The 21406-nt window shown below is 35.2% G+C and carries 23 protein-coding genes; 22 read left to right on the top strand and 1 reads right to left on the bottom strand.

Annotation, left to right across the window (positions count from 1 at the left end):
* Positions 1-133: 133 nt before the first annotated feature.
* From D9842_RS09535 to pepF, 21 genes are all read left to right on the top strand, one after another.
* Positions 134-424, top strand: a complete 291-nt coding sequence (locus D9842_RS09535) for a hypothetical protein (RefSeq protein WP_121662322.1) — start codon at positions 134-136, stop codon at positions 422-424.
* A 504-nt stretch (positions 425-928) separates the two neighbouring features.
* On the top strand, positions 929-1177 hold the full coding sequence (locus D9842_RS09530) for an Imm59 family immunity protein (protein WP_121662321.1): 249 nt from the start codon (positions 929-931) through the stop codon (positions 1175-1177).
* A gap of 292 nt (positions 1178-1469) precedes the next feature.
* On the top strand, positions 1470-2075 hold the full coding sequence (locus tag D9842_RS09525; protein ID WP_121662320.1) for a hypothetical protein: 606 nt from the start codon (positions 1470-1472) through the stop codon (positions 2073-2075).
* Between the two features lie 172 nt (positions 2076-2247).
* Positions 2248-3246: a pre-toxin TG domain-containing protein gene (locus D9842_RS26115; protein WP_218975607.1), complete on the top strand. Its 999-nt coding sequence runs from the start codon at positions 2248-2250 to the stop codon at positions 3244-3246.
* The gene (locus tag D9842_RS09515) at positions 3207-3494 is read left to right on the top strand and encodes a hypothetical protein (protein WP_121662319.1); all 288 of its coding nucleotides are present in this window, start codon (positions 3207-3209) and stop codon (positions 3492-3494) included. Before D9842_RS26115 ends, D9842_RS09515 begins: the two co-directional genes overlap by 40 nt.
* Before the next feature lie 960 nt (positions 3495-4454).
* Positions 4455-4679, top strand: coding sequence for a hypothetical protein (locus D9842_RS26315; protein ID WP_232273353.1), 225 nt, complete (start codon positions 4455-4457; stop codon positions 4677-4679).
* Positions 4680-4942: 263 nt separating this feature from the next.
* Positions 4943-5182 (top strand): hypothetical protein, encoded by a 240-nt coding sequence (locus D9842_RS09505; protein WP_121662318.1) that lies wholly within the window; start codon positions 4943-4945, stop codon positions 5180-5182.
* A gap of 367 nt (positions 5183-5549) precedes the next feature.
* Entirely contained in the window at positions 5550-5873 is a 324-nt protein-coding gene (locus D9842_RS09500) for a hypothetical protein (protein WP_121662317.1), read from the top strand.
* Positions 5874-6231: 358 nt separating this feature from the next.
* On the top strand, positions 6232-7962 hold the full coding sequence (locus tag D9842_RS09495; protein ID WP_121662316.1) for a carbon starvation CstA family protein: 1731 nt from the start codon (positions 6232-6234) through the stop codon (positions 7960-7962).
* Between the two features lie 98 nt (positions 7963-8060).
* Positions 8061-8324: a cory-CC-star protein gene (locus tag D9842_RS09490; RefSeq protein ID WP_098799565.1), complete on the top strand. Its 264-nt coding sequence runs from the start codon at positions 8061-8063 to the stop codon at positions 8322-8324.
* 10 nt (positions 8325-8334) lie between these two features.
* Entirely contained in the window at positions 8335-9276 is a 942-nt protein-coding gene (locus D9842_RS09485) for an ArsA family ATPase (RefSeq protein WP_257536025.1), read from the top strand.
* Between the two features lie 546 nt (positions 9277-9822).
* Positions 9823-10257: a YueI family protein gene (locus D9842_RS09480; RefSeq protein WP_121662314.1), complete on the top strand. Its 435-nt coding sequence runs from the start codon at positions 9823-9825 to the stop codon at positions 10255-10257.
* A 156-nt stretch (positions 10258-10413) separates the two neighbouring features.
* The gene (locus D9842_RS09475; RefSeq protein WP_121662313.1) at positions 10414-10626 is read left to right on the top strand and encodes an acetyl-CoA carboxylase biotin carboxyl carrier protein subunit; all 213 of its coding nucleotides are present in this window, start codon (positions 10414-10416) and stop codon (positions 10624-10626) included.
* Positions 10627-10641: 15 nt separating this feature from the next.
* The gene (locus tag D9842_RS09470) at positions 10642-11547 is read left to right on the top strand and encodes a hydroxymethylglutaryl-CoA lyase (protein ID WP_218975606.1); all 906 of its coding nucleotides are present in this window, start codon (positions 10642-10644) and stop codon (positions 11545-11547) included.
* A gap of 33 nt (positions 11548-11580) precedes the next feature.
* Positions 11581-13110, top strand: a complete 1530-nt coding sequence (locus D9842_RS09465; protein ID WP_373995101.1) for an acyl-CoA carboxylase subunit beta — start codon at positions 11581-11583, stop codon at positions 13108-13110.
* Positions 13111-13152: 42 nt separating this feature from the next.
* Positions 13153-14292 (top strand): acyl-CoA dehydrogenase family protein, encoded by a 1140-nt coding sequence (locus D9842_RS09460; RefSeq protein ID WP_121662310.1) that lies wholly within the window; start codon positions 13153-13155, stop codon positions 14290-14292.
* Between the two features lie 25 nt (positions 14293-14317).
* Positions 14318-15658, top strand: a complete 1341-nt coding sequence (locus tag D9842_RS09455) for an acetyl-CoA carboxylase biotin carboxylase subunit (protein WP_121662309.1) — start codon at positions 14318-14320, stop codon at positions 15656-15658.
* 15 nt (positions 15659-15673) lie between these two features.
* A complete protein-coding gene (locus tag D9842_RS09450; protein WP_121665009.1) occupies positions 15674-16456 on the top strand; it encodes an enoyl-CoA hydratase in 783 nt (260 codons plus the stop codon).
* A 276-nt stretch (positions 16457-16732) separates the two neighbouring features.
* Complete coding sequence (locus D9842_RS25840; RefSeq protein WP_162987383.1) at positions 16733-16909, top strand: hypothetical protein; 177 nt, start codon at positions 16733-16735, stop codon at positions 16907-16909.
* 137 nt (positions 16910-17046) lie between these two features.
* Positions 17047-17508, top strand: a complete 462-nt coding sequence (locus tag D9842_RS09445) for a DUF3052 domain-containing protein (RefSeq protein ID WP_121662308.1) — start codon at positions 17047-17049, stop codon at positions 17506-17508.
* Positions 17509-17578: 70 nt separating this feature from the next.
* Positions 17579-19366 carry an oligoendopeptidase F gene (pepF, locus tag D9842_RS09440; RefSeq protein WP_098799575.1) on the top strand — a complete coding sequence of 596 codons (1788 nt, stop codon included), beginning with the start codon at positions 17579-17581 and terminating at the stop codon, positions 19364-19366.
* A gap of 62 nt (positions 19367-19428) precedes the next feature.
* Here the strand turns inward: pepF and D9842_RS09435 are convergent, their stop codons facing one another.
* Entirely contained in the window at positions 19429-20283 is an 855-nt protein-coding gene (locus tag D9842_RS09435; RefSeq protein ID WP_098799576.1) for a MurR/RpiR family transcriptional regulator, read from the bottom strand.
* Positions 20284-20434: 151 nt separating this feature from the next.
* Between D9842_RS09435 and gnd the strand changes: the two genes are divergently transcribed.
* A complete protein-coding gene (gnd, locus tag D9842_RS09430) occupies positions 20435-21331 on the top strand; it encodes a phosphogluconate dehydrogenase (NAD(+)-dependent, decarboxylating) (protein WP_098799577.1) in 897 nt (298 codons plus the stop codon).
* Positions 21332-21406 lie beyond the last annotated feature (75 nt).

The following is a 21406-nucleotide window of genomic DNA, read 5'->3' as shown; positions in this document are numbered from 1 at the left end:
AAATATGCTACAGCAATTGATAACAACGTAACTATTATGGAACAAGTGGTACTACCATCATGGCATAAAATAACACATATGAATGGATAAAAGAAATTAGGGAAGTCCCATGCAGATAAGGAAGGAGAAGGGAATGTCAAAAGATGAAAAGCAGGATAGATTACTTATACAGTTAAGAAAGGTACTAGCTCTTTTAAAGGAGAAGTATAGTACACAACCTACACCCATGCTCGAAATGATTATTTCACGTTATCAACATGCTAATGATATCTTGGAGAGCGGTAATATTGAAGATCTAAGGAAAGACATGTTCAGGATCAGTGGTTTAGTAAGGGCATATTTGGAATCGTACAGTGATTATATGAATCCAGTGCTTGGTGAAATGGATAAGGCCGAGGCTATGCTTAAAGATATATTTACTTGAAAAGTAGGTTACACAGTGCTGAATGAACTAATTATCCAACCAATAAAACACTTTAAACATGTAATACCAGATAAGGATTTTGATAATTCAATTTGTACCCACAACATTGATTGAATCTTATATACTAGGCAAAGCAAACACGTTAAATTAAACAGGTCAATTATGGTCACATTCTACTAAGATTGACCTGTTTTTTATCTTCGATTTTTGCGGATTTCCAATCAAAACCCGACCTATTTGAATAGAAAGCCCGATGGATATCAAAGCTTTGATAAATTACACAAGCAAGTATACGAGTTACAAAGTAAACTAAGGAAATTACAAGAGAAAAGTTTACCTTTGTATGGAAGCCAAGGAGCATAGCAGGCTTGTATCATATAAAGGAAATGCGGCAGCTGTTGAAGGTTGGGAAGAAGGAGGAGCCGTTCATTATGAGTTTAGTCATACGGTTGAATAATTAGAAAGATTAGGTTTGCTTAAGGAAATTAAATAGGAGGATAAACCATGAATATAAAAGAGGCAATAAGAATTATACATGAGGAGAAATTACAAGATTATAATATAAATGAAGTAAGGGATAATAGAGAAAATGAAGTTGTTTTAAGGCATGAGAATGATAAATGGATTGTTTATGTAACAGATGAAAGGGCTAGCAAGATTACAAATTCACAAGATACCTATGCGGACGAGGAAGAAGCATTAGATGATTTTATTGATAGATTAAGAGCTTATAAAATATTAAGGGAGCTATAGTTTTTACAATCCAATGAAACTTTCAAACCAAAACATGAAAGCTTAGAAAATACTTGAACTTAAAGCTCGTTGCGATAAACACTGGATAATGTAAAAGTGTTCACTTGTGCTACCTTGGCTTAAAGTTTTGTATTGTATTTTTGCTAGATATGGTCTTATAATACTCGCTATTCATTAAAAAGCGTTACTCAAATTATGTAACGGGAGGATGGGGAATTGAAAGTTGTTTAGTATATACGTATCTCCACTCAAGTCAGAGAGAAAATAATCGAGTAATGAAGGAGAGATACCTTTGGATAGAGAACAATTATTTAAAATTTGTAATGAGTTAGGTATAAAACTTATTGTTAGTGATTCATATATAAGAGAAAAAGCAGGATACTATGAAAATTATAATCAAATAGAGAGTAACAATGGTGAATGGTATTACTCCGAGATGAACTTTGAAAATAGGCCATCTCCCGATAAAAAAGAAATGAAAAGATTTCATTACAAAGAGGAAGCGGTTAAATATTTTTTTCTAAAGACTTTAAGAAAGTTCTATATAAATAAAATTCATACTCCAAATAATTCTATAAGAAATATACGAACTTTCGAAGAAACCAAAAAATATTTTGATACTTTAGGCATTATGAAGGAATGTTATTGTTTTGATAAAATGACGCCACAATCAGTATTTGCTGAGATGCTTAATGGTCAGATTGTAGTAAGTTATATAGATCAAAAAAATAAAATTAAATTTTCTACAAAGCCCTTAAATAACGAAAGAGGTGTTTTTGTAATGTACAGACTGACATATTCTTTTCACTTACTAAAATTGGTAGAAAAGACATATATAGAAAGTGGGGTATTAAAAAGGAAATTTAGCGATGATGATATAGAGATATTTATTAAATAAGACAACTTAATGTGGTAGTCGTAGAATATCTAACGACCACCTTTTGTATTTATTTGAGAAAGAAACCAAAACAGATGTATGATGCCAAAGACTTGAAAACTCTTTAAGTAATCACAAAATTAAACGATCTAGTTAGTAGACAATAGGAAATTGGAATAATGCTAAGTTTAATATGGCTGAATTCTCTGGTTATAATGATTTACTTCGTACAATCTATGGATTTGATCCTTTAACGGGATCACAGCTGAGCAAAAATGAACGATTGAATTACACAATGCTACTATATATGAGGTATGGTTTATTAAAAGTTTCGCCCGAGAAAGTAGAAAAAAAGGAAAATGAAGAATTAAATTTTTTTGATAAATCTTTGAATAGTTTTAAAGAGATAGGTCAAGATGTCTGGTACGGTCTCGAAACTAGAGCCGATAAAATGTTTGATTCTCCATATGACTTTGCTAATTATCTTACACTGGGTGGTCTAGATGGAGTGAAAGTCACTTGGGAAGGGGCAAAACTTCGTTACAATAACTCTACAGACTCTTTCTATGACTTTTTAAACTATTTAACTTTTGGTTCTGCAGATATAATCAATGGTACATTCAATCCTGAGGATCTCCTTTCAAAGGAGCACTGGTTGAATAGTTTAAGCGTGATAACATTAGGTGTCGGAGGAGCATCTTCAATTTTGCTGAGAAATAGACCTAATATTAATGGTTCTATTGAAGGAAAGCGAAAGGGGAATGAAGAGGGTGTAGAGGGTACGGTTAAACTTAATGACCCATATAACGGTGTAAAACAAGCATCTGATTATTTAAAATCACAAGGAGTACCACGTCAATTCAGAAAGACTACATTAGAATCGTTTGAAATAGGTACAATTAAGCTCGATGTTGCTGGTACAAATACTTATGGTTTAAGATTTTATGATGACATTAATGCTAGTGCAAAAGGGAGATATTTATTTGAAACATTTTCGCCACAAGTGAATAGAAGTAATTTAGCTCTTCCACCAGATTGGAACAGAATGACAGGTATTCAACAATGTCAAGTTAAACCACACACAATTATAATTAAAGGAAAAGCTGGCCCGCAGTTTCAAATGGGTAATCAATATATTGGAGAAGTAGAACAATGGTATATAACGAACCTAGACGACTTAATAAAACCTTAAACTTTATCAAGGAAGCTGAAAAAGTAAAAATAAAGTTAGAGTGTGAAATTAAAGCTCACAAATTAGGGCAAGGTAAAGATGGGACAATAAGTCAACTTGAAAGTTTCTATAAAGATATAGAAATAATGATTGAATCTAAAAGTCATATCCCATCATATCCAAGGGTTATTACCGATACTTGGGATTTTAATAGCGAACTTGGAGTTCAATTATTAGATTTATATGAGTTATATAAGAAGCTGGGATAACTAACTTCGAATGTAACTTAATATTATGAAATGATATAAGAGATCTCTTGTGGTAGAAAGTTCAAAAGTTTTTAAGGAAGTAAGAGTATTTAAGTTTAACCAATGAATTTAAAATGTATTAAACTGAATTTTGGGTTTGAAGATAGGAATAGTAATGAATTACTTTATATAGCTAACTATAAAGCACTTGATTGTCTTTTAGGCAACAGGTGTTTTTTAGTAAGTAATTTAAACTTTGAACGACATTGAACAATGTTTTATGAAATTCATAGCTCTTGAAGGTAGGTCCGTCATGGAGAACCGTTTTAGCTCTATGGAAACTGAACCAGAAAGAGTATCGCAAAATGGCATAATTTGCATAATTAGAAGACTTGTGATGTTTATTGCATGATGAAGCATAAAACAGCCTATAATTGCCGATAGTGCAAGAAAAAGAAGTAGTTTAATAGGATGGTTAAATGACTGACTTTTTTCATTTTTAGCTTATAAGATTACAACATAAGTTGCGGGTAATGTTAAACAAGTAATTTCTGAAAGGATAAGGTTAAAATATCTGGTTGGAAGTATCCTCCAAATGATGAGTTGTATTTAAACTATAAGGATGTATTTGATAATCCTAAATACTATAATTAAGAAACAGGTATATTAATAAATACTAATCATAACATTATGAGCTTTTAGAACTTGTTAGAGATAAAGAAAACAAAGTAGATGTATTTATAGATAAATATAAATCAGCATGGGTTTTATATATTCTTTCAAAAAGTAGTTGAAGTATGAACATGTGATTCAATGTTCAAAAAAAGATTAAGATTGCAACATCATTAAATAGTATTAAAGAGATATTTGAAAAATTTTCTGATGGACTTTAAAATCTCTTAGACGAAATGAAAGGATTGGAAATTTATTTCTATTGTCTTAAATATAAACAGATATATATAACCAATGGAGGTAGAAAGAATGGAAACAATACATCGTGGAGATAGCTTTACAATTATTGAGAAAGATGGAAAATATCAAATCTTTTGGGTACAGGAACCATATAATGAGCCAGTTTTTTATTCTATTTCTAAATGCAATATGGAAAAAGCGTTTAAATCAGATCAAGACGCTTATGAAGTAATGATTTACGCTGAAACAGGTCAGTGGCCTTCAGATGTGGAGGAAGAGACAAGAAATAAATAAGGCTTTTGTACAAAAATCTCAGAATTACTATTAAAAGTTCCAGAAAACTAGGAATTATTTCAAAGTCTGAACTGGATGAACTGTTGCCTTTAGCTAAGCAAGCGCTCCAGGAATCAGATGATTAATTTAATGATTATTTAGTAAAAATAAACATTGAAAATTCACTTTGTTAATAACCTAAATCAAATAAGTATACAAGAAACACTGAAACTATTCCACTCTCAACCTCTTACAAATTTTAAGTACTAATAGGGAGATAAAGAATGATTGATAAATTAACCGGTGCCATCATATTAGATAATGAAAATATAGTTTTAAACTCAGAGATGACTCCTGTAACTTTTATGAGTACTTCATTGTACAAGGGAGGAATGGTTGATAATAAATACTTTTTAAAAGATACAGAAGAAATAAATGGGAAAAGCTTTTCACTAACATTATTCTTTAATAATGAAAAGCTTAAAGAGGTACATTTATCAGAAGTAATAAATGGACTATCTTGAATAATTGGACAGACAATGAAGAGTTTGCAAAGAAAAAAAGTCATAACCGGTGGTTGTTAACTGTTTTAGGAAAAGAATCTTATCGTTGTTCTTGGGGGAATGTAGAATCTGTATTTGACAAAAAAGGTTGTGTTAGTTCAATTATTCTAAGGTATTATTAATTTCTAAAACCTTGAAAGGTCATTGATTTAGCATAGCTTCTTTCAAAATTTTTATACATAAACCAACTAAATTAATCTACATATATTGGGGTTTAATATACACCTAAAAGTTCTATTCTGCTTTAATAAAACTAACATATATTTTCTAGATAGTATTTATAAAAATACACAATTTTTATGGTGCGATTTGATAAAGGGGAAATTCTATGAAGTTAAATTTCTTTATTAGCATTATTGGAAAAACAATTGAGGAAATAAAAGAGTGTAAAAAAATGGGGAACATAGCTGCTACAAAAACAGAGAAGTCTAAATACCTAGCATTACTTATAACGAACATACTGTTTTTACTTGTCTATTTAATTCCTATTATATATTCATTTGTCATGATTGTAGGAGCTTTTATCTATGGACCAATAGTGTTATTGGGGCTGATAATGTGCTTTCCATTTATCCTATTTGTACTTCTTATAAAAGTAAAAGCATACCCCGAAATGAAAAAGAACTTTCTGAGAGCTCACAATAAGAGTTAGTAAAATCCTGTTTTTTCTATAACGGGATTTTTTTTGAGGACATATAATGCTGTGATAGGGAGAAATATTCCTTGATCAGACCTGACCTAAATTTAGACAAAACAAATGCGAGAAAGATACATTAGTTATTATTCTTCTAATAAATTTCAACTGTATCTGGCAATGCAGATAATAAAAACATACACAACATCTATTTATAAATTTAGAGATTAGATAATAAGAAAAAGGTCCGGGACGATGAACCTGTCCCTCTGTCCCGTTTTTAAAAATTTCAAAATGTTGATACTTAATTGGTAACGCTTACATATACTTTCCTTGAAGTGATTTTTTCCATTATTAAAAGTGGGAGGGGAAAGAAATGCATGCTGTTTGGTTAGCTGTTATTGGGACAGTTGTATTCTGGTTAGGTTATCGCTATTATTCTAAGTTTGTTGCAGAAAAAATTTATCGCCTTGATCCTAACTATGTTACACCTGCACATGAATTTCAGGATGGAGTCGATTTTGTTCCAACGAAGAAATCTGTTTTATGGGGACATCATTTTACTTCTGTTGCAGGGGCAGCGCCAATTGTAGGTCCTGCTATTGCGGTTTATTGGGGCTGGCTTCCTGCACTGCTTTGGGTGCTGTTAGGAACTGTTTTTGCTGCAGGTGTTCATGATTTTGGAACACTAGTATTATCTGTCCGTAACAAAGGGCAATCAGTCGGTACGCTAGCAAACAAGTTAATTGGGAAAAAAGCAAAGTTATTATTCCTGTTTATTATTCTCATTTTAGTACTCATGGTAAATGCCGTTTTTGCCTGGGTTATTTCAAATCTTTTTATTAAGTTTCCAGCAAGCGTTATTCCGGTCTTTATCGAAATACCGCTTGCGATCTGGATTGGCTACGCTGTTTACAAAAAGAAAGGCAGTATGCTTTTACCATCAATTATCGCTTTAGCCGTTATGTATGGTTCAGCAGTTTTAACAAGTAAAATACCTGCCTTACAAATTGATCTAGTAAAATATTTCGGCGGGGCTGAAGCTAGTGTTGCTTTCGGGTTAAATGGTGTATCAATGGCTTTCTTTATTTGGATTATTATTTTAATGATTTATTGCTATTTTGCCTCGACTCTGCCGGTATGGAAACTGCTACAGCCAAGGGATTATATTAATTCTCATCAATTAGTTGTTGGTTTAGTCATTATGTACGCAGGGTTATTATTCTTAAATCCGGAAATTACAGCACCTATCACGAATCCAGATGCTGCTGATAAGTCTTGGTTTCCACTTTTATTTATAACGATTGCATGTGGGGCAATTTCAGGTTTTCACGGACTTGTTTCCTCTGGAACTTCATCCAAACAGTTGAATAAAGAAACAGATGCACGATTTGTTGGCTACTTAGGAGCTGTCGGTGAAGGGTTTTTAGCTTTAATTTCAATTATTGCCTGTGTAACAGTATTTTCAAGTGCAGGAGAATTTAAAGAAGCCTACAGTTCATTTGCAGCAGCAAATGGTGGAGGACTTGGCAATTTTATTGCAGGCGGAGCTCAGCTGGCAACTGGAATCGGTATACCAGCTAATATTGCGGCTACCATTATTTCTGTTATTGTTGTTAGCTTTGCAGCGACAACTCTAGATTCTTCTGTTCGTTTAATGAGGTACATTATCGCTGAACTTGGAACAGAGTATAAATTGGACACTTTAACAAAACCACATGTAGCAACATCAATTGCTGTAGTTGCAAGTGCAGCTTTAGTTTTATTACCAAAAGGCCCTAACGGATTTGGTTCAGGTGGTTATCTACTATGGCCGTTATTTGGCACATCCAATCAGCTTTTAGCAGGAATCAGCTTGCTGCTTATTTCCATCTGGTTAAAACGACTTGGTCGAAACTATCTGGTGTCCTTTATCCCGATGGTGTTTATCCTGTTTATGACGATATGGGCAATGATTCAGCAGGTTGTGTTTGAGTGGTCGGGATTAGGTTCGACTGACATGAATCTTTTATTATTTATCTTCGGTAGTATTATTCTCGTGTTTGCGATTTGGATTGTGTTAACAGCTTTGAAAGAGTTAACGAAAAAAGATCATAAAATGATTTAGGATTCGTATGTTGATAGGGGAACCTTTTATGAGGTTCCCTAGTTAGGTTATAGATTATCAGAGTAAAATATTTGACTAATAAGAGTAGGTGAGTACATATGATAGGACTTTCCTCCATTAAGAAAATACTTCAGCTATATGATGATATTCTCTCTGTTCAACACAGAACGGAAATAGCAAGAGAACTGAGAGATGAAGATGATTTGTTTTTATTTCTTTGTCTATCTGAAACGCTAGGACTTCCTAATCCAGCATTTTACTATACACTTGAGCTTTATCCTTATATAATTGAAAAATTTCATGATTGGCACTTGCGAATGGGAATGGAGAAGTCTCCATTAGATGGAATACGATGTTGCTAGGAGGAAGCTAATGATTAAGAAAGAAAAAATCTTGTTTGTTGGTGGCAAAGGCGGTGTTGGAAAATCAACAAGTGCTGCAGCAATCGCCTTAATGCTTGCAAATCTTGGGGAAAAAACCTTATTAGTGTCAACGGATCCAGCTCATAATGTTGGTGATATTTTTCACAAAACGCTTAAAAATGATCCAATTCAAGTGTATCCGGGTTTAGATGCGCTTGAAATTGATCCATCTATTGAAACTAGGAACTATATTAAAAAGGTTAAGGAAAACATACGTGGTGTTGTAAAGTCACATATGCAACAAGAGGTGTACCGGCAAATTGATGCAGCAAGCTCTACACCAGGTGCTGAGGAAGCCTCCCTATTTGACCGTATTGTTTCAATTATCCTTGATGAGGGAAAAGCATATGATCGAATAATTTTTGATACTGCTCCAACCGGGCATACGTTAAGATTATTAACACTTCCTGAGCTTATGAGCGTGTGGATTGATGGGATGCTTGAACGAAGAAAAAAACGTAACGAAACATATACACAGCTCTTGAATGATGGTGAGCCAGTAGAAGATCCTGTTTTTCAAGTTCTTCAGCAACGTAAAACGCGTTTTATGAATGTGAGAAAAATTCTTCTAAATAAGAATGAGACAAGCTTTATTTTTATATTAAACCCAGAGCGATTATCAATCATAGAAACGTCTAAAGCCGTCAAAACGCTAGCTGACCATGATTTACATGTTAGCACTCTTTTTATCAATAAAATTCTATCTCAAGAAGTTGATGGAGACTTTTGGCAAAAAAGAAAGAAAAATGAACAGGATTATCTTACTTGGATTGAAAAAGAGTTTAAGCAGCAGGATAAGCGTTATGTCCCTTTGTTTGAAACTGATATTAATTCTTTGAAACTTTTAGAAGGTTTTTCGACATACTTGAACAACCATTTAAAAACAACATAAAGTGGAATGATTGATTGATTGATTGATGAGCGACAAAAGTACTGAAAGAACGAGGATAATGTCGTTCATAAGCGGTATGAACGACAAAAGAAGCAGGTGCCACGGGAGTAGTGTCGTTCATAAGTGGTATGAACGACAAAAGAAGCGGGAGACACGGGAGTAGTGTCGTTCATAGGTGGTATGAACGACAAAAGAAGCGGGAGACATGGGAGTAGTGTCGTTCATAGACGGTATGAACGACAAAAGAAGCGGGAGACATGGGAGTAGTGTCGTTCATAGGCGGTATGAACGACAAAAATAGCGCGAGGCACAGGTGTAGTGTCGTTCATAGCCGTTATGAAAACAAAAGTAATGCACCTGTGCAATGTCTCTCATCACCCAAATTTATAAAAACCTTAAGTAGAAAATAAAATGTCTTTCGCACAGCAAATAAATTTAACGTAAAAATATTATGGTAAACTAAACAATCAATCATCCATACCACATCTTTTTTTTATATCGAAAAATAGGATACACTAAATAAAAAGAACAAAAGGAGGGAAAAGTATGGATCGTTTAGACGAATACATTCAACAAGGAATCACTGGTCCTCGTGAAATAAATCCAGATGAACGAAGGAAATTTCTTGGTACCTTAAGAGAAAGAGTGGTTGTTGCCTTAACACAATCTCAGGTTAGAGAAAAAGGGACCTATTCTGAAGTAGAAGAGTTAATGAAACAAAATAAAGAAGCGACATTATTTCTAAATGGAAAGATGAATTACACATATTTGTCTGACTATATTAAGCTTGCAAATAATGTTGGGAATAAATATCTCATATCAACAGATAAAGAGCATGAAACTGATTTAGGACTTGTTTTAGCCTATGATTATGCTGTTGATAAGGAAAATATATACATAACAAAAAAAGAGGATTCACAAACCCCTGAACAAGATACTGATGATAATCGCCTTGTTCAGTTTTTTAAGAAATTATTTTAAGCCAATACTTGATGTGTTGGCTTTTTTCATCACCACATACAAAAATTGACTTTTCTAAATAGTTTAAATTTGATTATCCGATTATAAGTGAATTTTTATGCGAATAGGATAGTTATAGGCATTCATTTGCTATCAAGTTGGTGGGAGGGATTGAGTGTGAGTCACATACAAGCAAATATGGCCGGAAGTGTATGGAAAATACTAGTCGATGTAGGTGAACAAGTTGCAGAAGGTCAAGACGTAGTGATTTTAGAATCGATGAAAATGGAAATTCCGATAGGTGCTGAAGAAAATGGAGTGATAAAAAGAATTAATGTAAATGAAGGTGACTTTGTCAACGAGGGTGATGTATTGGTTGAATATGAATAGAAAGGAGGAAATTTGGTGAAGTGGCCACAATCAGTTTCAATTAAGGAAGTTGGCCCTCGTGATGGCTTGCAAAATGAGAAGAAATGTATTTCAACTGAAGATAAAATACAATGGATCAATCAACTTTCACATACAGGATTATCTTATATTGAAATTACATCATTTGTTCATCCAAAGTGGATTCCAGCTTTAGCTGATGCGTACTCTGTTGCAAAAGGAATTAAACGAGTTGAAGGTGTAACTTATGCTGCACTTGTCCCAAATCAAAAGGGTCTTGAAAAGGCTCTTGATGCAAACATAGATGAAGTATCTATCTTTCTTTCTGCAAGTGAAACACATAATCGTAAAAACATTAACAAATCAATTAATGAGACTTTAGCTGTTCTTAGTGATGTTGTACAAGAGTCTCTCACTTCCGGAAAGTCAGTTAGAGGCTATATATCAACGGTTTTTGGATGTCCATATGAGGGTCGGGTTTCGTTACAAAAAACAATGAGCATTTGTGAAGAGTTATTTGAAATGGGAGTTTATGAAGTATCTTTAGGTGATACGATTGGTGTTGCTACTCCCAAACAAGTACAAGAGGTTACCAACGAGATGTTAAAAAGGTTTCATTCGGATAAACTAGCGATGCATTTTCATGATACAAGAGGAACTGCGCTCGCAAATGTAACCGCTTCCTTGTGTTTAGGAATTACTCGATTTGACAGTTCTATTGGAGGACTTGGAGGGTGTCCCTATGCCCCGGGTGCATCGGGAAATGTCGCAACAGATGATTTACTATATATGTTAGAAGGAATGGAAATTGTAACAGGTTTATCTAAGGATAAAATCCACAATGCTGCTTTATTTATTCAAGAAAGAATTGGACGCTCATTAGCTAGTCATAGCCTACAAGTTTACCAGGCGAAGCCATCATAACTCTATGAAAATCTGAAAATGGAGGGAGCAATCGTGACACTTGAGAAATCCTTACAAGAAAGGCTAGAAAAAATAAAAAAGGGTGGACCGGATAAATATCATGAGAAAAATAAAGAAAAGGGCAAGTTGTTTGTTAGGGACAGACTGGCATTATTATTTGATCAAGGTCTAGAAACGGAAGACGGACTGTTCGCTAATTGTTTAGAGGAAACATTACCAGCCGATGGTGTTGTAACAGGAATGGGAAAAGTAAACGGTCAGACTGTATGTGTGTTGGCAAATGACTCAACAATAAAAGCGGGTTCATGGGGAGCAAGAACAGTAGAAAAAATGATCAGAATTCAAGAAACCGCTGAAAAATTAAAGGTACCCTTACTTTATCTTGTTGATTCAGCAGGAGCAAGAATTACAGACCAAGTGGAAATGTTCCCAGGACGAAGGGGAGCAGGAAGAATTTTTTATAACCAAGTAAAGTTGTCCGGAAAAATTCCTCAAGTTTGCTTACTGTTTGGTCCATCTGCAGCAGGAGGAGCTTATATCCCAGCTTTTTGCGATGTTTTGATTATGGTGGACGGAAATGCCTCCATGTACCTAGGCTCTCCACGAATGGCAGAAATGGTGATTGGTGAAAAAGTCTCCCTCGAGGAAATGGGTGGAGCAAAAATGCATTGCACAACGTCAGGCTGTGGAGATATACTAGCAAAATCTGAAGAAGAAGCAATCGAATTAGCCCGCAATTATCTCTCATTTTTTCCAGCAAATTATACAGAAAAACCACCACAATTAGATTTGATACCTCCAAAATCCTTTGAAAAAACATTAGAAGAAATCATACCTACTAACCAAAATGCACCTTTTAATATGTACGATCTTATTGAACGAATCATTGATGCTGATTCATTTTTTGAAATAAAGAAAAAGTTTGCTCCAGAACTTATTACAGGTTTTTGTCGTTTAAATGGTCAGTCAGTAGGTATTATCGCGAACCAGCCGCGTGTAAAGGGTGGAGTTTTATTTCATGATTCAGCAGATAAAGCGGCAAAATTTATTACATTATGTGATGCCTATCATATTCCATTACTTTTCTTAGCTGATATTCCTGGGTTTATGATTGGAACAAAGGTTGAACGAGCCGGAATTATCCGTCATGGAGCAAAAATGATTTCAGCTATGGCTGAGGCAACAGTTCCAAAAATATCGATTATCGTTCGTAAAGCATATGGTGCTGGATTGTATGCAATGGCAGGTCCTGCTTTTGAGCCAGATTGTTGCTTAGCGCTTCCTACTGCATCAATTGCTGTTATGGGACCTGAAGCGGCAGTAAATGCTGTTTATGCAAATAAAATTGCCGACCTTCCCGAGGAAGAACGATCACAATTTATAAAGGAAAAACGAGATGAATACCGTGAAAACATAGATATATATCGGTTGGCTTCTGAAATGATTATTGATGGAGTTATTCCTGCCAACTCACTAAGAAGTGAGTTAATTACAAGATTTGGTCTTTATCGTTCAAAGTATGTTACATTCTCAACACGAAAACACCCTGTTTATCCCGTATAAGCATCAATTGCTCAAAACATAAGATAGAGGGGATTGAAGAAAATGAATTTTGACTTATCGAAAGAGCAAGGGATGATTCGTCACATGATTCATGAGTTTGCTTACGAACAAGTGGCCCCGGAAGCAGATGAAAGAGATCGTTCGGGGGAATTTCCAGAGAACATTTTTAACAAGTTAGCGGAATTAGGGATGATGGGTTTACCGTTTCCTGAGCAATATGGTGGTGGTGATGCTGACACAATTAGCTTTGCCATTGTTGTTGAGGAGTTGAGTAGAGTATGTGCTTCAACAGGTATAACGTATTCTGCGCATATTTCGTTAGGGGCCGCCCCCATATTTATGTTTGGAACAGAACAGCAGAAGGTAGACTATCTCACTCCATTATGTAAAGGTGAGTACTTAGGTGCCTTTGGCTTAACAGAACCAAATGCGGGATCAGATGCAGCAGGCACTCAGACAACAGCCATATTAAAGGGAAATGAGTGGCAGCTTTCAGGTTCAAAATGCTTTATTACAAATGCAAGCTATGCAAAAAATTTGGCCATCACAGCTGTGACAGATCGTTCAAAAGGGATAAATGGTATTAGTGCCTTTCTTGTCCCAACAAATTCTAAAGGTTTTACTGTAATCGATAATTACGAAAAAATGGGGTTACACGCGTCAAATACTACTGAATTAATTTTAGAAAATGTCAACATTCCAAGAGAAAACCTTCTTGGTATAGAGGGGAACGGCTATAAACAATTTTTGGCTACGCTTGATGGAGGAAGAATCGGAATTGGTGCAATGGCAGTTGGGATTGCACAGGGTGCTTATGAAAAAGCCCTTCAATATGCCAAAAATCGTACTCAGTTTGGAAAAAACTTATCTAAATTTCAGGCAATTCAATTTAAGCTAGCTGATATGGCAATGAATATTGAGGTTGCTCGTAATATGGTATATAAAGCTGCATGGCTTAAAGACAAAGGAAGAGGATTTAAAACCGAAGCGGCCATGGCAAAGCTATTTTCTTCTGAAATTTGTATGAAAGTATGTGATCAGGCCATTCAAATCCATGGTGGCTATGGCTACATGAAGGAATACCAAGTAGAAAGGTTTTTCCGTGATGCAAAATTATTGGAAATTGGTGAAGGAACATCAGAAGTTCAACGAATGGTTATTGCAAAACAAATTGGATGCTAATGATAAAAATGGAGGTGTACTTCATTTGTTCAAAAAAATACTTGTTGCAAATCGAGGAGAGATTGCTGTTCGAATTATGAGAACATGCAAAGCATTAGGCATCACAACGGTTGCCGTCTATTCTGAGGCAGATCAGGACGCTCCACACAGACAATTTGCTGATGAAGCATATTTGGTAGGTGGACCACGTGTGGCAGACAGTTATTTAAAGATCGAAACGATTATCGAAATTGCAAAAGAGGTGGGTGCTGAAGCTATTCATCCCGGCTATGGACTATTATCAGAAAATCCAGAGTTTGCTAGAAAATGTGAAGAAGTGGGACTTATTTTTGTTGGACCGTCTCCACAGGTAATTGCTAGCATGGGAAGTAAAATTGAAGCACGGAAAATAATGAAACAAGCCGGAGTACCAGTTGTTCCTGGTATTTCAACATCTTTAACCAATTCAGAACAGGCAGTTAAGGTTGCAAATGAAATTGGTTATCCAATCATGTTAAAGGCCTCTTCTGGTGGCGGTGGAATTGGCATGCAAATTGTTAGAAATGATGAGGAAATGGTAAAGGCTTTTGAAGGAAATCAAAAAAGAGCGATTGCATTTTTCGGCAACGGAGAGATGTATTTAGAAAAATACATTGAAAACCCAAGACATATTGAAATACAGCTTTTAGCAGATAACAAAGGAAATACTGTATATCTATGGGAACGAGAATGTTCAATCCAAAGAAGACATCAAAAAATAGTAGAAGAAGCTCCATCTTCTTTTGTAGACTATCAATTAAGAAAAAAAATGGGGGAAACAGCTGTTCAAGCTGCAAAGGCAATAGGCTATAAAAATGCAGGCACAATTGAGTTTTTAGTAGATGAAAACAAAAACTTTTATTTTCTTGAAATGAACACAAGATTACAGGTCGAACATCCTGTAACAGAAGAGATTACCGGAATTGATCTAGTCGAAGAACAGTTACGAATAGCGGCAGGAGAATTGTTGCGTTTTTCTCAAGAACAAATACCTATTATAGGACATTCCATTGAAGTTCGAATATATGCTGAAGATCCAAAAACCTTTTATCCCTCACCCGGGACTATTACTTCTCTTTCTTTACCAGAGGGAGATGGAATTAGGCACGAGCTTGGGATACATGAGAAGTCAATGGTTACCCCTTACTACGATCCGATGGTTGCAAAATTAATTGTTAAAGGAAAAGTTCGTGAGGATGCGATAAATAAACTGCAACTTGCGTTATCGGAATACCATGTTAGAGGCATTAAAACAAATATTCCTCTGCTTAGAGAAATTGTTGAACATGCTGCATTTCAATCAGGTGATACAACAACTAACTTTCTAGCAAAATATTTTGAGCGATAGGGGAAGATCATGTCGATGAATGACAAAGCGATCATAACAGAGGTAAATGAAGGTATTTTAAAGATTGAATTAAATCGCCCTAAAGCAGCAAATGCCTTGTCTATTAATATGTTAAAAGAACTTCAAGAAGTTTTTGAGCTTGCTAAATATGATCAAAGCATTAGATGCATTGTGATAACGGGATCTGGGGAGAAAGTATTCTGTGCAGGGGCGGATTTAAAGGAACGTGCTGAAATGGATGCTATTCAAGTGAAGAAAACAGTATCTTTGATTAGAGAAACAGTAAATGAACTAGAAACTTTACCTCAGCCTGTTATTGCAGCAATTAATGGAGCTGCATTTGGTGGAGGGCTAGAGCTGGCATTGGCCTGTGATCTAAGAATTGCTTCCCAAACTGCTAAACTTGGATTAACGGAAACATCGCTCGGAATCATTCCTGGTGCAGGGGGGACGCAAAGGTTGCCTCAGTTAATAGGAAAAGGAAAATCAAAAGAATTAATTTTCACAGCTAGAAAAATAGCAGCAGAAGAAGCGCTCCAAATTGGTTTAGTAGAATATGTTGAAGAGCCTGAAAATCTGGAAGGAAAGGCTCTTGAGCTAGCCAATCAAATTGTGCAAAACGCGCCAATTGCCATTACACAAGCGAAAAAAGCCATTAATGAAGGTTATCACCTTGATCTAACTACAGGACTTAGTATTGAGAAAGCAGCATATGAACTGACCATTCCAACAAGGGATCGCTTGGAGGGGTTAAAGGCATTTAAAGAAAAGCGAAGACCACATTATATAGGAGAATAAAAGATGGAAAACAGGACAATATGTTGAAGTCCTGTTTTTATTATGAAATTCAAAATAAATGATAATATTATTATGTAAACTTGTTAGAGGATTTAATCTAACATTTGGAATAACGTCATATCTGTAAAGTTCGTTAACGTTTCTTAACAATAGTCAAATCATAAAAAGGTTCCTCCCAAAATACATTTTATTGGGAGCTAATCTTACACTCTATTTCCTGCGTAAAATCCAAATAGCTAATCCAGCTCCAATAACGATTCAGGAGGGCAATGTAGCATGAAATGTAAAAACTGTAATGGTAGTAAACATTTCAATTGCAAAGACTGTTGTGGTGAAGGGTATAAACTTGGAAATCGAGTATGTATTACCTGTAGTGGAGAAGGATCAACAGCTTGTTCCGTTTGTGAAGGGCAAGGAAAAGTAGGTTTTATTAAATGGTTAAAATCTAGTTAATCATATAAGGGTGGTGCTACTTCAGGCTAGCACCACCTGAAGTTTATCCAATAGTCAGTCTATATCTATGCATTGCATATCTTTCGGGTAAAGTGATATATATAGGATAATGCAAATATAGAATGGAGTGACCTCACATGGCAGAAAGTAATCCATTACTGAAAAAACTACAATTTAAAGATAGTGGACAACCAGTTCTCATTGTTCATCATCCTAATTCCTACAATGATGTAATTTCATCTTTTACAGGAGAAGTACATAACGAAAGCAAAGGCCATGAATATGATTTTGTCCAAATTTTTGGTACAGCAAATGATCAGTTGAAGTCGCTCGCACAAGAATCAGTACAAGCTGTTAAGGAAGATGGTTTATTCTGGATTTGTTACCCTAAAAAATCATCCAAAACATATAAGGGTTCTGACTGCAGCCGTGAAACAGTTGGTGGCTTATTAGCTGCCGAGGGATATGAACCGGTTCGGCAAATAGCCATAGATGACGATTGGTCAGCTTTACGGTTCCGTAAGGCTGAAAAGATAAAAAAGATGTCACGTAAATTTGCTGTAACTGACGAAGGAAAGCAGCGTACTGAGCAAAATTAATAGGGAAAAGGGTAAAAACAAGGGACGTAGAATATAGTAGTAAAGGTACCTTTTGGAAAGGGGAGTTTTCATGTCAACATATACTTCGAGAAAAGATGTTCCGATTGAGGAAAAATGGAATTTAGATGACCTTTATTCAGACCTGAAAGATTGGGAGAAAGACTACAGTACAATTAATGAAAAAGTAGATGAATTAAAGCAATTTGACGGAAACATTCATGACGGCCCATCACTTTACTCATTTTTAAAGAAAAAGGAAGAAATGTCTTTTACCTTTAACAAGCTTTATGCTTATGCGATGTTAAAGGTGGATGAAGATACACGGGAAACAAGTTCACAATCGCTGCTAGAACGTGCTAAACAACTGAGTATAAAAGCTGGCTCATCAACTTCTTTTTTTATGCCATTTCTTTTGAGCTTAAAAGAAGAAACATTAAAAGAATACATAACATTAGAACAAAAGCTTGAGTATTTTGAGGAAGACTTATGGGAAGCTTTTCGGTACAAAAAGCATGTATTAAGTAAAGAGCAAGAAGAAGTGATTTCAAAGCTTGGTGAAGCTCTATCTTCACCAAGTCATACATTTGGCATGATGAACAATGCTGATATCAAGTTTGGAGAAGTAACAAGCGATGATGGTGAAAAAGTTGAGTTAACAAGAGGCATGTATGCAAAATTAATCGAGGATGAAAATCGAGAAAAACGTAAAGAAGCATACAAAGCATATTATAAACCATATCTGCAACTCAAAAATTCTATCGCTTCAACTCTGTCATCAGCTATTAAAAACAATGTCACAATGGCAAAGTTACGAAACTATCCTTCTGCTTTAGAGAAAGCGTTATTTGGTGATAATGTTCCTAGAGAAGTATATGAAAATCTTATAGAAACAACGAAGCAAAATATCTCTTCTTTGCATCAATACTCTAGGCTACGTAAGCAAAAATTACAACTTGATGAACTTAGACAATATGATTTAAGTGTTCCATTAGTAAGTGGTGTAAAGCAAGAAATTTCATATGAAAAGGCATATGAAATCATGTGTGAAGCTCTTTCACCATTAGGGGAAGATTACATCAAAACACTAAAGGAATTTAAGGAACACCGATATCTTGATGTGAGGGAAACACCAGGTAAGCGCTCGGGTGCATATAACCTTGGAGTTTATGGAGTTCATCCGTATATTCTTTTAAATCATCAAGACAATTTGGACAGTTTGTTTACTTTGGTTCATGAATGCGGTCATGGTGTTCACAGCAAACTTAGCTCGTTACATCAACCACAAATCACAGCCCGGTACAGCATATTTGTTGCAGAAGTTGCTTCTACTGTTAACGAAGTACTATTAATTAACTACCTTTTAGATAAAGAAGAAAATCCAGATATACGAAAGCATCTGGTTAATCATTTTATTGATCAATTTAAAGGAACATTTTTTACACAAGTAATGTTTGCAGAATTTGAAATGAAAACACATGAAATGGCAGAGAAGGGAATGCCACTAAATGTAGAAGTCTTTAATACAACATATGAGGGGTTGTTCCGTGAATATTACGGAGATGATGTTGTGTTTGATGAAGAGGTAAAATACGGCTGGTCAAGAATTCCACATTTCTACCGTCCTTTTTATGTGTATAAATATGCGACAGGCTTTGCTTCAGCCATTCACCTTGCTACAAAAATTTTAGAAGGTGATGAAAAAACATTACATTCTTACTTGGAATTTTTAAAAAGTGGAAGTGCTGATTATCCATTGGAATTATTAAAGAGTACCGGTGTGGATTTAACTGCACCATATCCGATTGAAAACTCATTAAAGAAATTCAAGGAACTTGTTGAGGAATTTTCTGCTTTATAATAAAAAACAGAGAAGACGTTTGTGCGTCCTTCTCTGTTTTTTATTTCTACGAATAATCAAAGCTAAATTCTCTTCACTAGAATAGCCTCACGCATTTTCTTTAATGCTTCTTTTCCTTCATTGCCACGTTTTAATAAAATATTCACATAAAGAACATCAATTAGCGTTAGTTGTGCGATTCGAGATGATAAAGCTTCTGAACGATATTCGGTTTCCTCAGACACTGTATAGAGAGGAATATCAACAGCTGCACTTAACGGAGACTTAGCATAATTGGTAATTGCGATCATTTTCGCTCCTGTGGATTTTACAACATTCAAGATATGAAGAATATCTTTCGAAGAACCTGAATGAGATATAAAAACGGCGCAGTCTTTTTCCGTCATTTGCGATGCTGCCATTAGCTGGAAGTGTGTATCAATAACAGAGTGAACCTTTAAGCCTGTTCGCACCAGTTTGTGATAGGCATCAAGGGCGATAATGCTTGAACCGCCACTTCCAAAAAATTCAATTGAATTTGCACTAATCATGCAATCAACAGCTGCTTGTAAATGTTCCTCATTTAATACAGATAATGAATCTTCAATCGTCTTTATATTTGATCGAAATACTTTTGAAGCCACTGTATCAACCGTGTCACCTTCTGTTACTTTTTCATGAATATCCTGAATAGGGGAGACAACTTCGGATGCAAGGGCTATTTTCATCGCTTGATATCCTTTATAACCAAGTCGTTTACAAAAGCGAAAAACAGTTGAATCGGCAACCTCTAAATCTTCTGCTAATTGATTAATGGATGAATGAATAATTTTATTTGGGTTTTTTAAAATAAAATCGGCAATTTTTCTTTCCGTTACACTGAACTTTGGATAGAGCTTGCGAATCGTGACTAAACAAGGCTCCTGAGCTTTTTTCATAGATCTTCCCTCCTGGTAGGGCTTTCTTTTATTATACTAAATTTCACAAAAAGAAAAAATATTTTTCTGGAATCGCTTGCAAAAAGAATTTTTTTTCATATAATAAAGATATCAAGAAAATTTATTCCGTAAACAGTTAGGAGAAATACACATGCAAATAGGAATGATAGGCTTAGGAAAGATGGGATATCAGTTATCTCTTAATTTAGTAGATAAAGAGTATGATGTTGTAGCCTTTGATGTTAATGAAGAATCTATGAAAAAAATTTCCTCAATGGGAATACAAACAGCGAATTCAATTCAAGAGCTGGTTCGTAAACTATCAAAGCCAAGAACCGTTTGGATGATGGTTCCAGCTGGAGAGGCAACACAATCTGTTTTTGAACAATTGCTTCCCTATTTAGAAGAGGGAGATCGAATAATAGATGGTGGTAACGCCCACTACAAAGACTCATTAAGAAGAAATGAAGAGTGTGAAACGAACGGAATTTATTTCTTTGATTGTGGAACAAGTGGTGGCGTAGATGGTGCTCGTAATGGAGCTTGCACAATGATAGGTGGAAATGAAGAGGTTTTCAAAGAAATTGAACCGGTTTTCAAAGACATAACGGTTGAGAACGGTTACCTTTATTCTGGGAAAGCAGGAAGTGGTCATTTTCTGAAAATGGTTCATAACGGAATAGAATACGGAATGATGCAAGCGATTGCGGAAGGATTTGATCTTCTTGATAAAAGTCCATTTGAGTATGATTACGAAAAAGTCGCAAGAGTTTGGAACAATGGATCTGTTATCCGTTCTTGGTTAATGGAGTTAACGGAAAATGCATTTTCTAAAGATGAAAAGCTTGATGGAATCAAAGGAATCATGCATTCATCAGGTGAAGGGAAGTGGACGGTAGAAACGGCACTTGATCTTCAAACTGCTGCACCTGTTATTACGATGGCATTAATGATGAGATATCGTTCGCTTGAAGATGATACGTTTACAGGTAAGGTTGTCGCGGCACTTCGTAATGAATTTGGCGGACATGCTGTAGAGAAAAAATGAATTTTTTTCAATAATTAGGAAGACTAAGAAGACAGCGTTTTAAAAACAGCGCTTTCTTCTTACCCCATAAAAGTA

It is taken from the genome of Metabacillus litoralis, assembly GCF_003667825.1.
Lineage (GTDB): Bacteria > Bacillota > Bacilli > Bacillales > Bacillaceae > Metabacillus > Metabacillus litoralis_B.
The sequence above is the reverse complement of the archived record's forward strand: the minus strand, read 5'-3'. Positions and strand labels throughout refer to the sequence as shown.

What these genes read in the sequence shown, in the direction of transcription:
- D9842_RS26315 (WP_232273353.1), top strand. Translation starts at nt 4,455, where the DNA reads ATGGAAACAATACATCGTGGAGATAGCTTTACAATTATTGAGAAAGAT.
- D9842_RS09460 (WP_121662310.1), top strand. Translation starts at nt 13,153, where the DNA reads ATGAATTTTGACTTATCGAAAGAGCAAGGGATGATTCGTCACATGATT.
- D9842_RS09435 (WP_098799576.1), bottom strand. Translation starts at nt 20,283, where the DNA reads ATGAAAAAAGCTCAGGAGCCTTGTTTAGTCACGATTCGCAAGCTCTAT.
- D9842_RS09515 (WP_121662319.1), top strand. Translation starts at nt 3,207, where the DNA reads ATGGTATATAACGAACCTAGACGACTTAATAAAACCTTAAACTTTATC.
- D9842_RS09495 (WP_121662316.1), top strand. Translation starts at nt 6,232, where the DNA reads ATGCATGCTGTTTGGTTAGCTGTTATTGGGACAGTTGTATTCTGGTTA.
- D9842_RS09490 (WP_098799565.1), top strand. Translation starts at nt 8,061, where the DNA reads ATGATAGGACTTTCCTCCATTAAGAAAATACTTCAGCTATATGATGAT.
- D9842_RS25840 (WP_162987383.1), top strand. Translation starts at nt 16,733, where the DNA reads ATGAAATGTAAAAACTGTAATGGTAGTAAACATTTCAATTGCAAAGAC.
- gnd (WP_098799577.1), top strand. Translation starts at nt 20,435, where the DNA reads ATGCAAATAGGAATGATAGGCTTAGGAAAGATGGGATATCAGTTATCT.
- D9842_RS09530 (WP_121662321.1), top strand. Translation starts at nt 929, where the DNA reads ATGAATATAAAAGAGGCAATAAGAATTATACATGAGGAGAAATTACAA.
- D9842_RS09480 (WP_121662314.1), top strand. Translation starts at nt 9,823, where the DNA reads ATGGATCGTTTAGACGAATACATTCAACAAGGAATCACTGGTCCTCGT.
- D9842_RS09445 (WP_121662308.1), top strand. Translation starts at nt 17,047, where the DNA reads ATGGCAGAAAGTAATCCATTACTGAAAAAACTACAATTTAAAGATAGT.
- D9842_RS09505 (WP_121662318.1), top strand. Translation starts at nt 4,943, where the DNA reads ATGATTGATAAATTAACCGGTGCCATCATATTAGATAATGAAAATATA.
- D9842_RS09485 (WP_257536025.1), top strand. Translation starts at nt 8,335, where the DNA reads ATGATTAAGAAAGAAAAAATCTTGTTTGTTGGTGGCAAAGGCGGTGTT.
- D9842_RS26115 (WP_218975607.1), top strand. Translation starts at nt 2,248, where the DNA reads ATGGCTGAATTCTCTGGTTATAATGATTTACTTCGTACAATCTATGGA.
- D9842_RS09500 (WP_121662317.1), top strand. Translation starts at nt 5,550, where the DNA reads ATGAAGTTAAATTTCTTTATTAGCATTATTGGAAAAACAATTGAGGAA.
- pepF (WP_098799575.1), top strand. Translation starts at nt 17,579, where the DNA reads ATGTCAACATATACTTCGAGAAAAGATGTTCCGATTGAGGAAAAATGG.
- D9842_RS09450 (WP_121665009.1), top strand. Translation starts at nt 15,674, where the DNA reads ATGAATGACAAAGCGATCATAACAGAGGTAAATGAAGGTATTTTAAAG.
- D9842_RS09535 (WP_121662322.1), top strand. Translation starts at nt 134, where the DNA reads ATGTCAAAAGATGAAAAGCAGGATAGATTACTTATACAGTTAAGAAAG.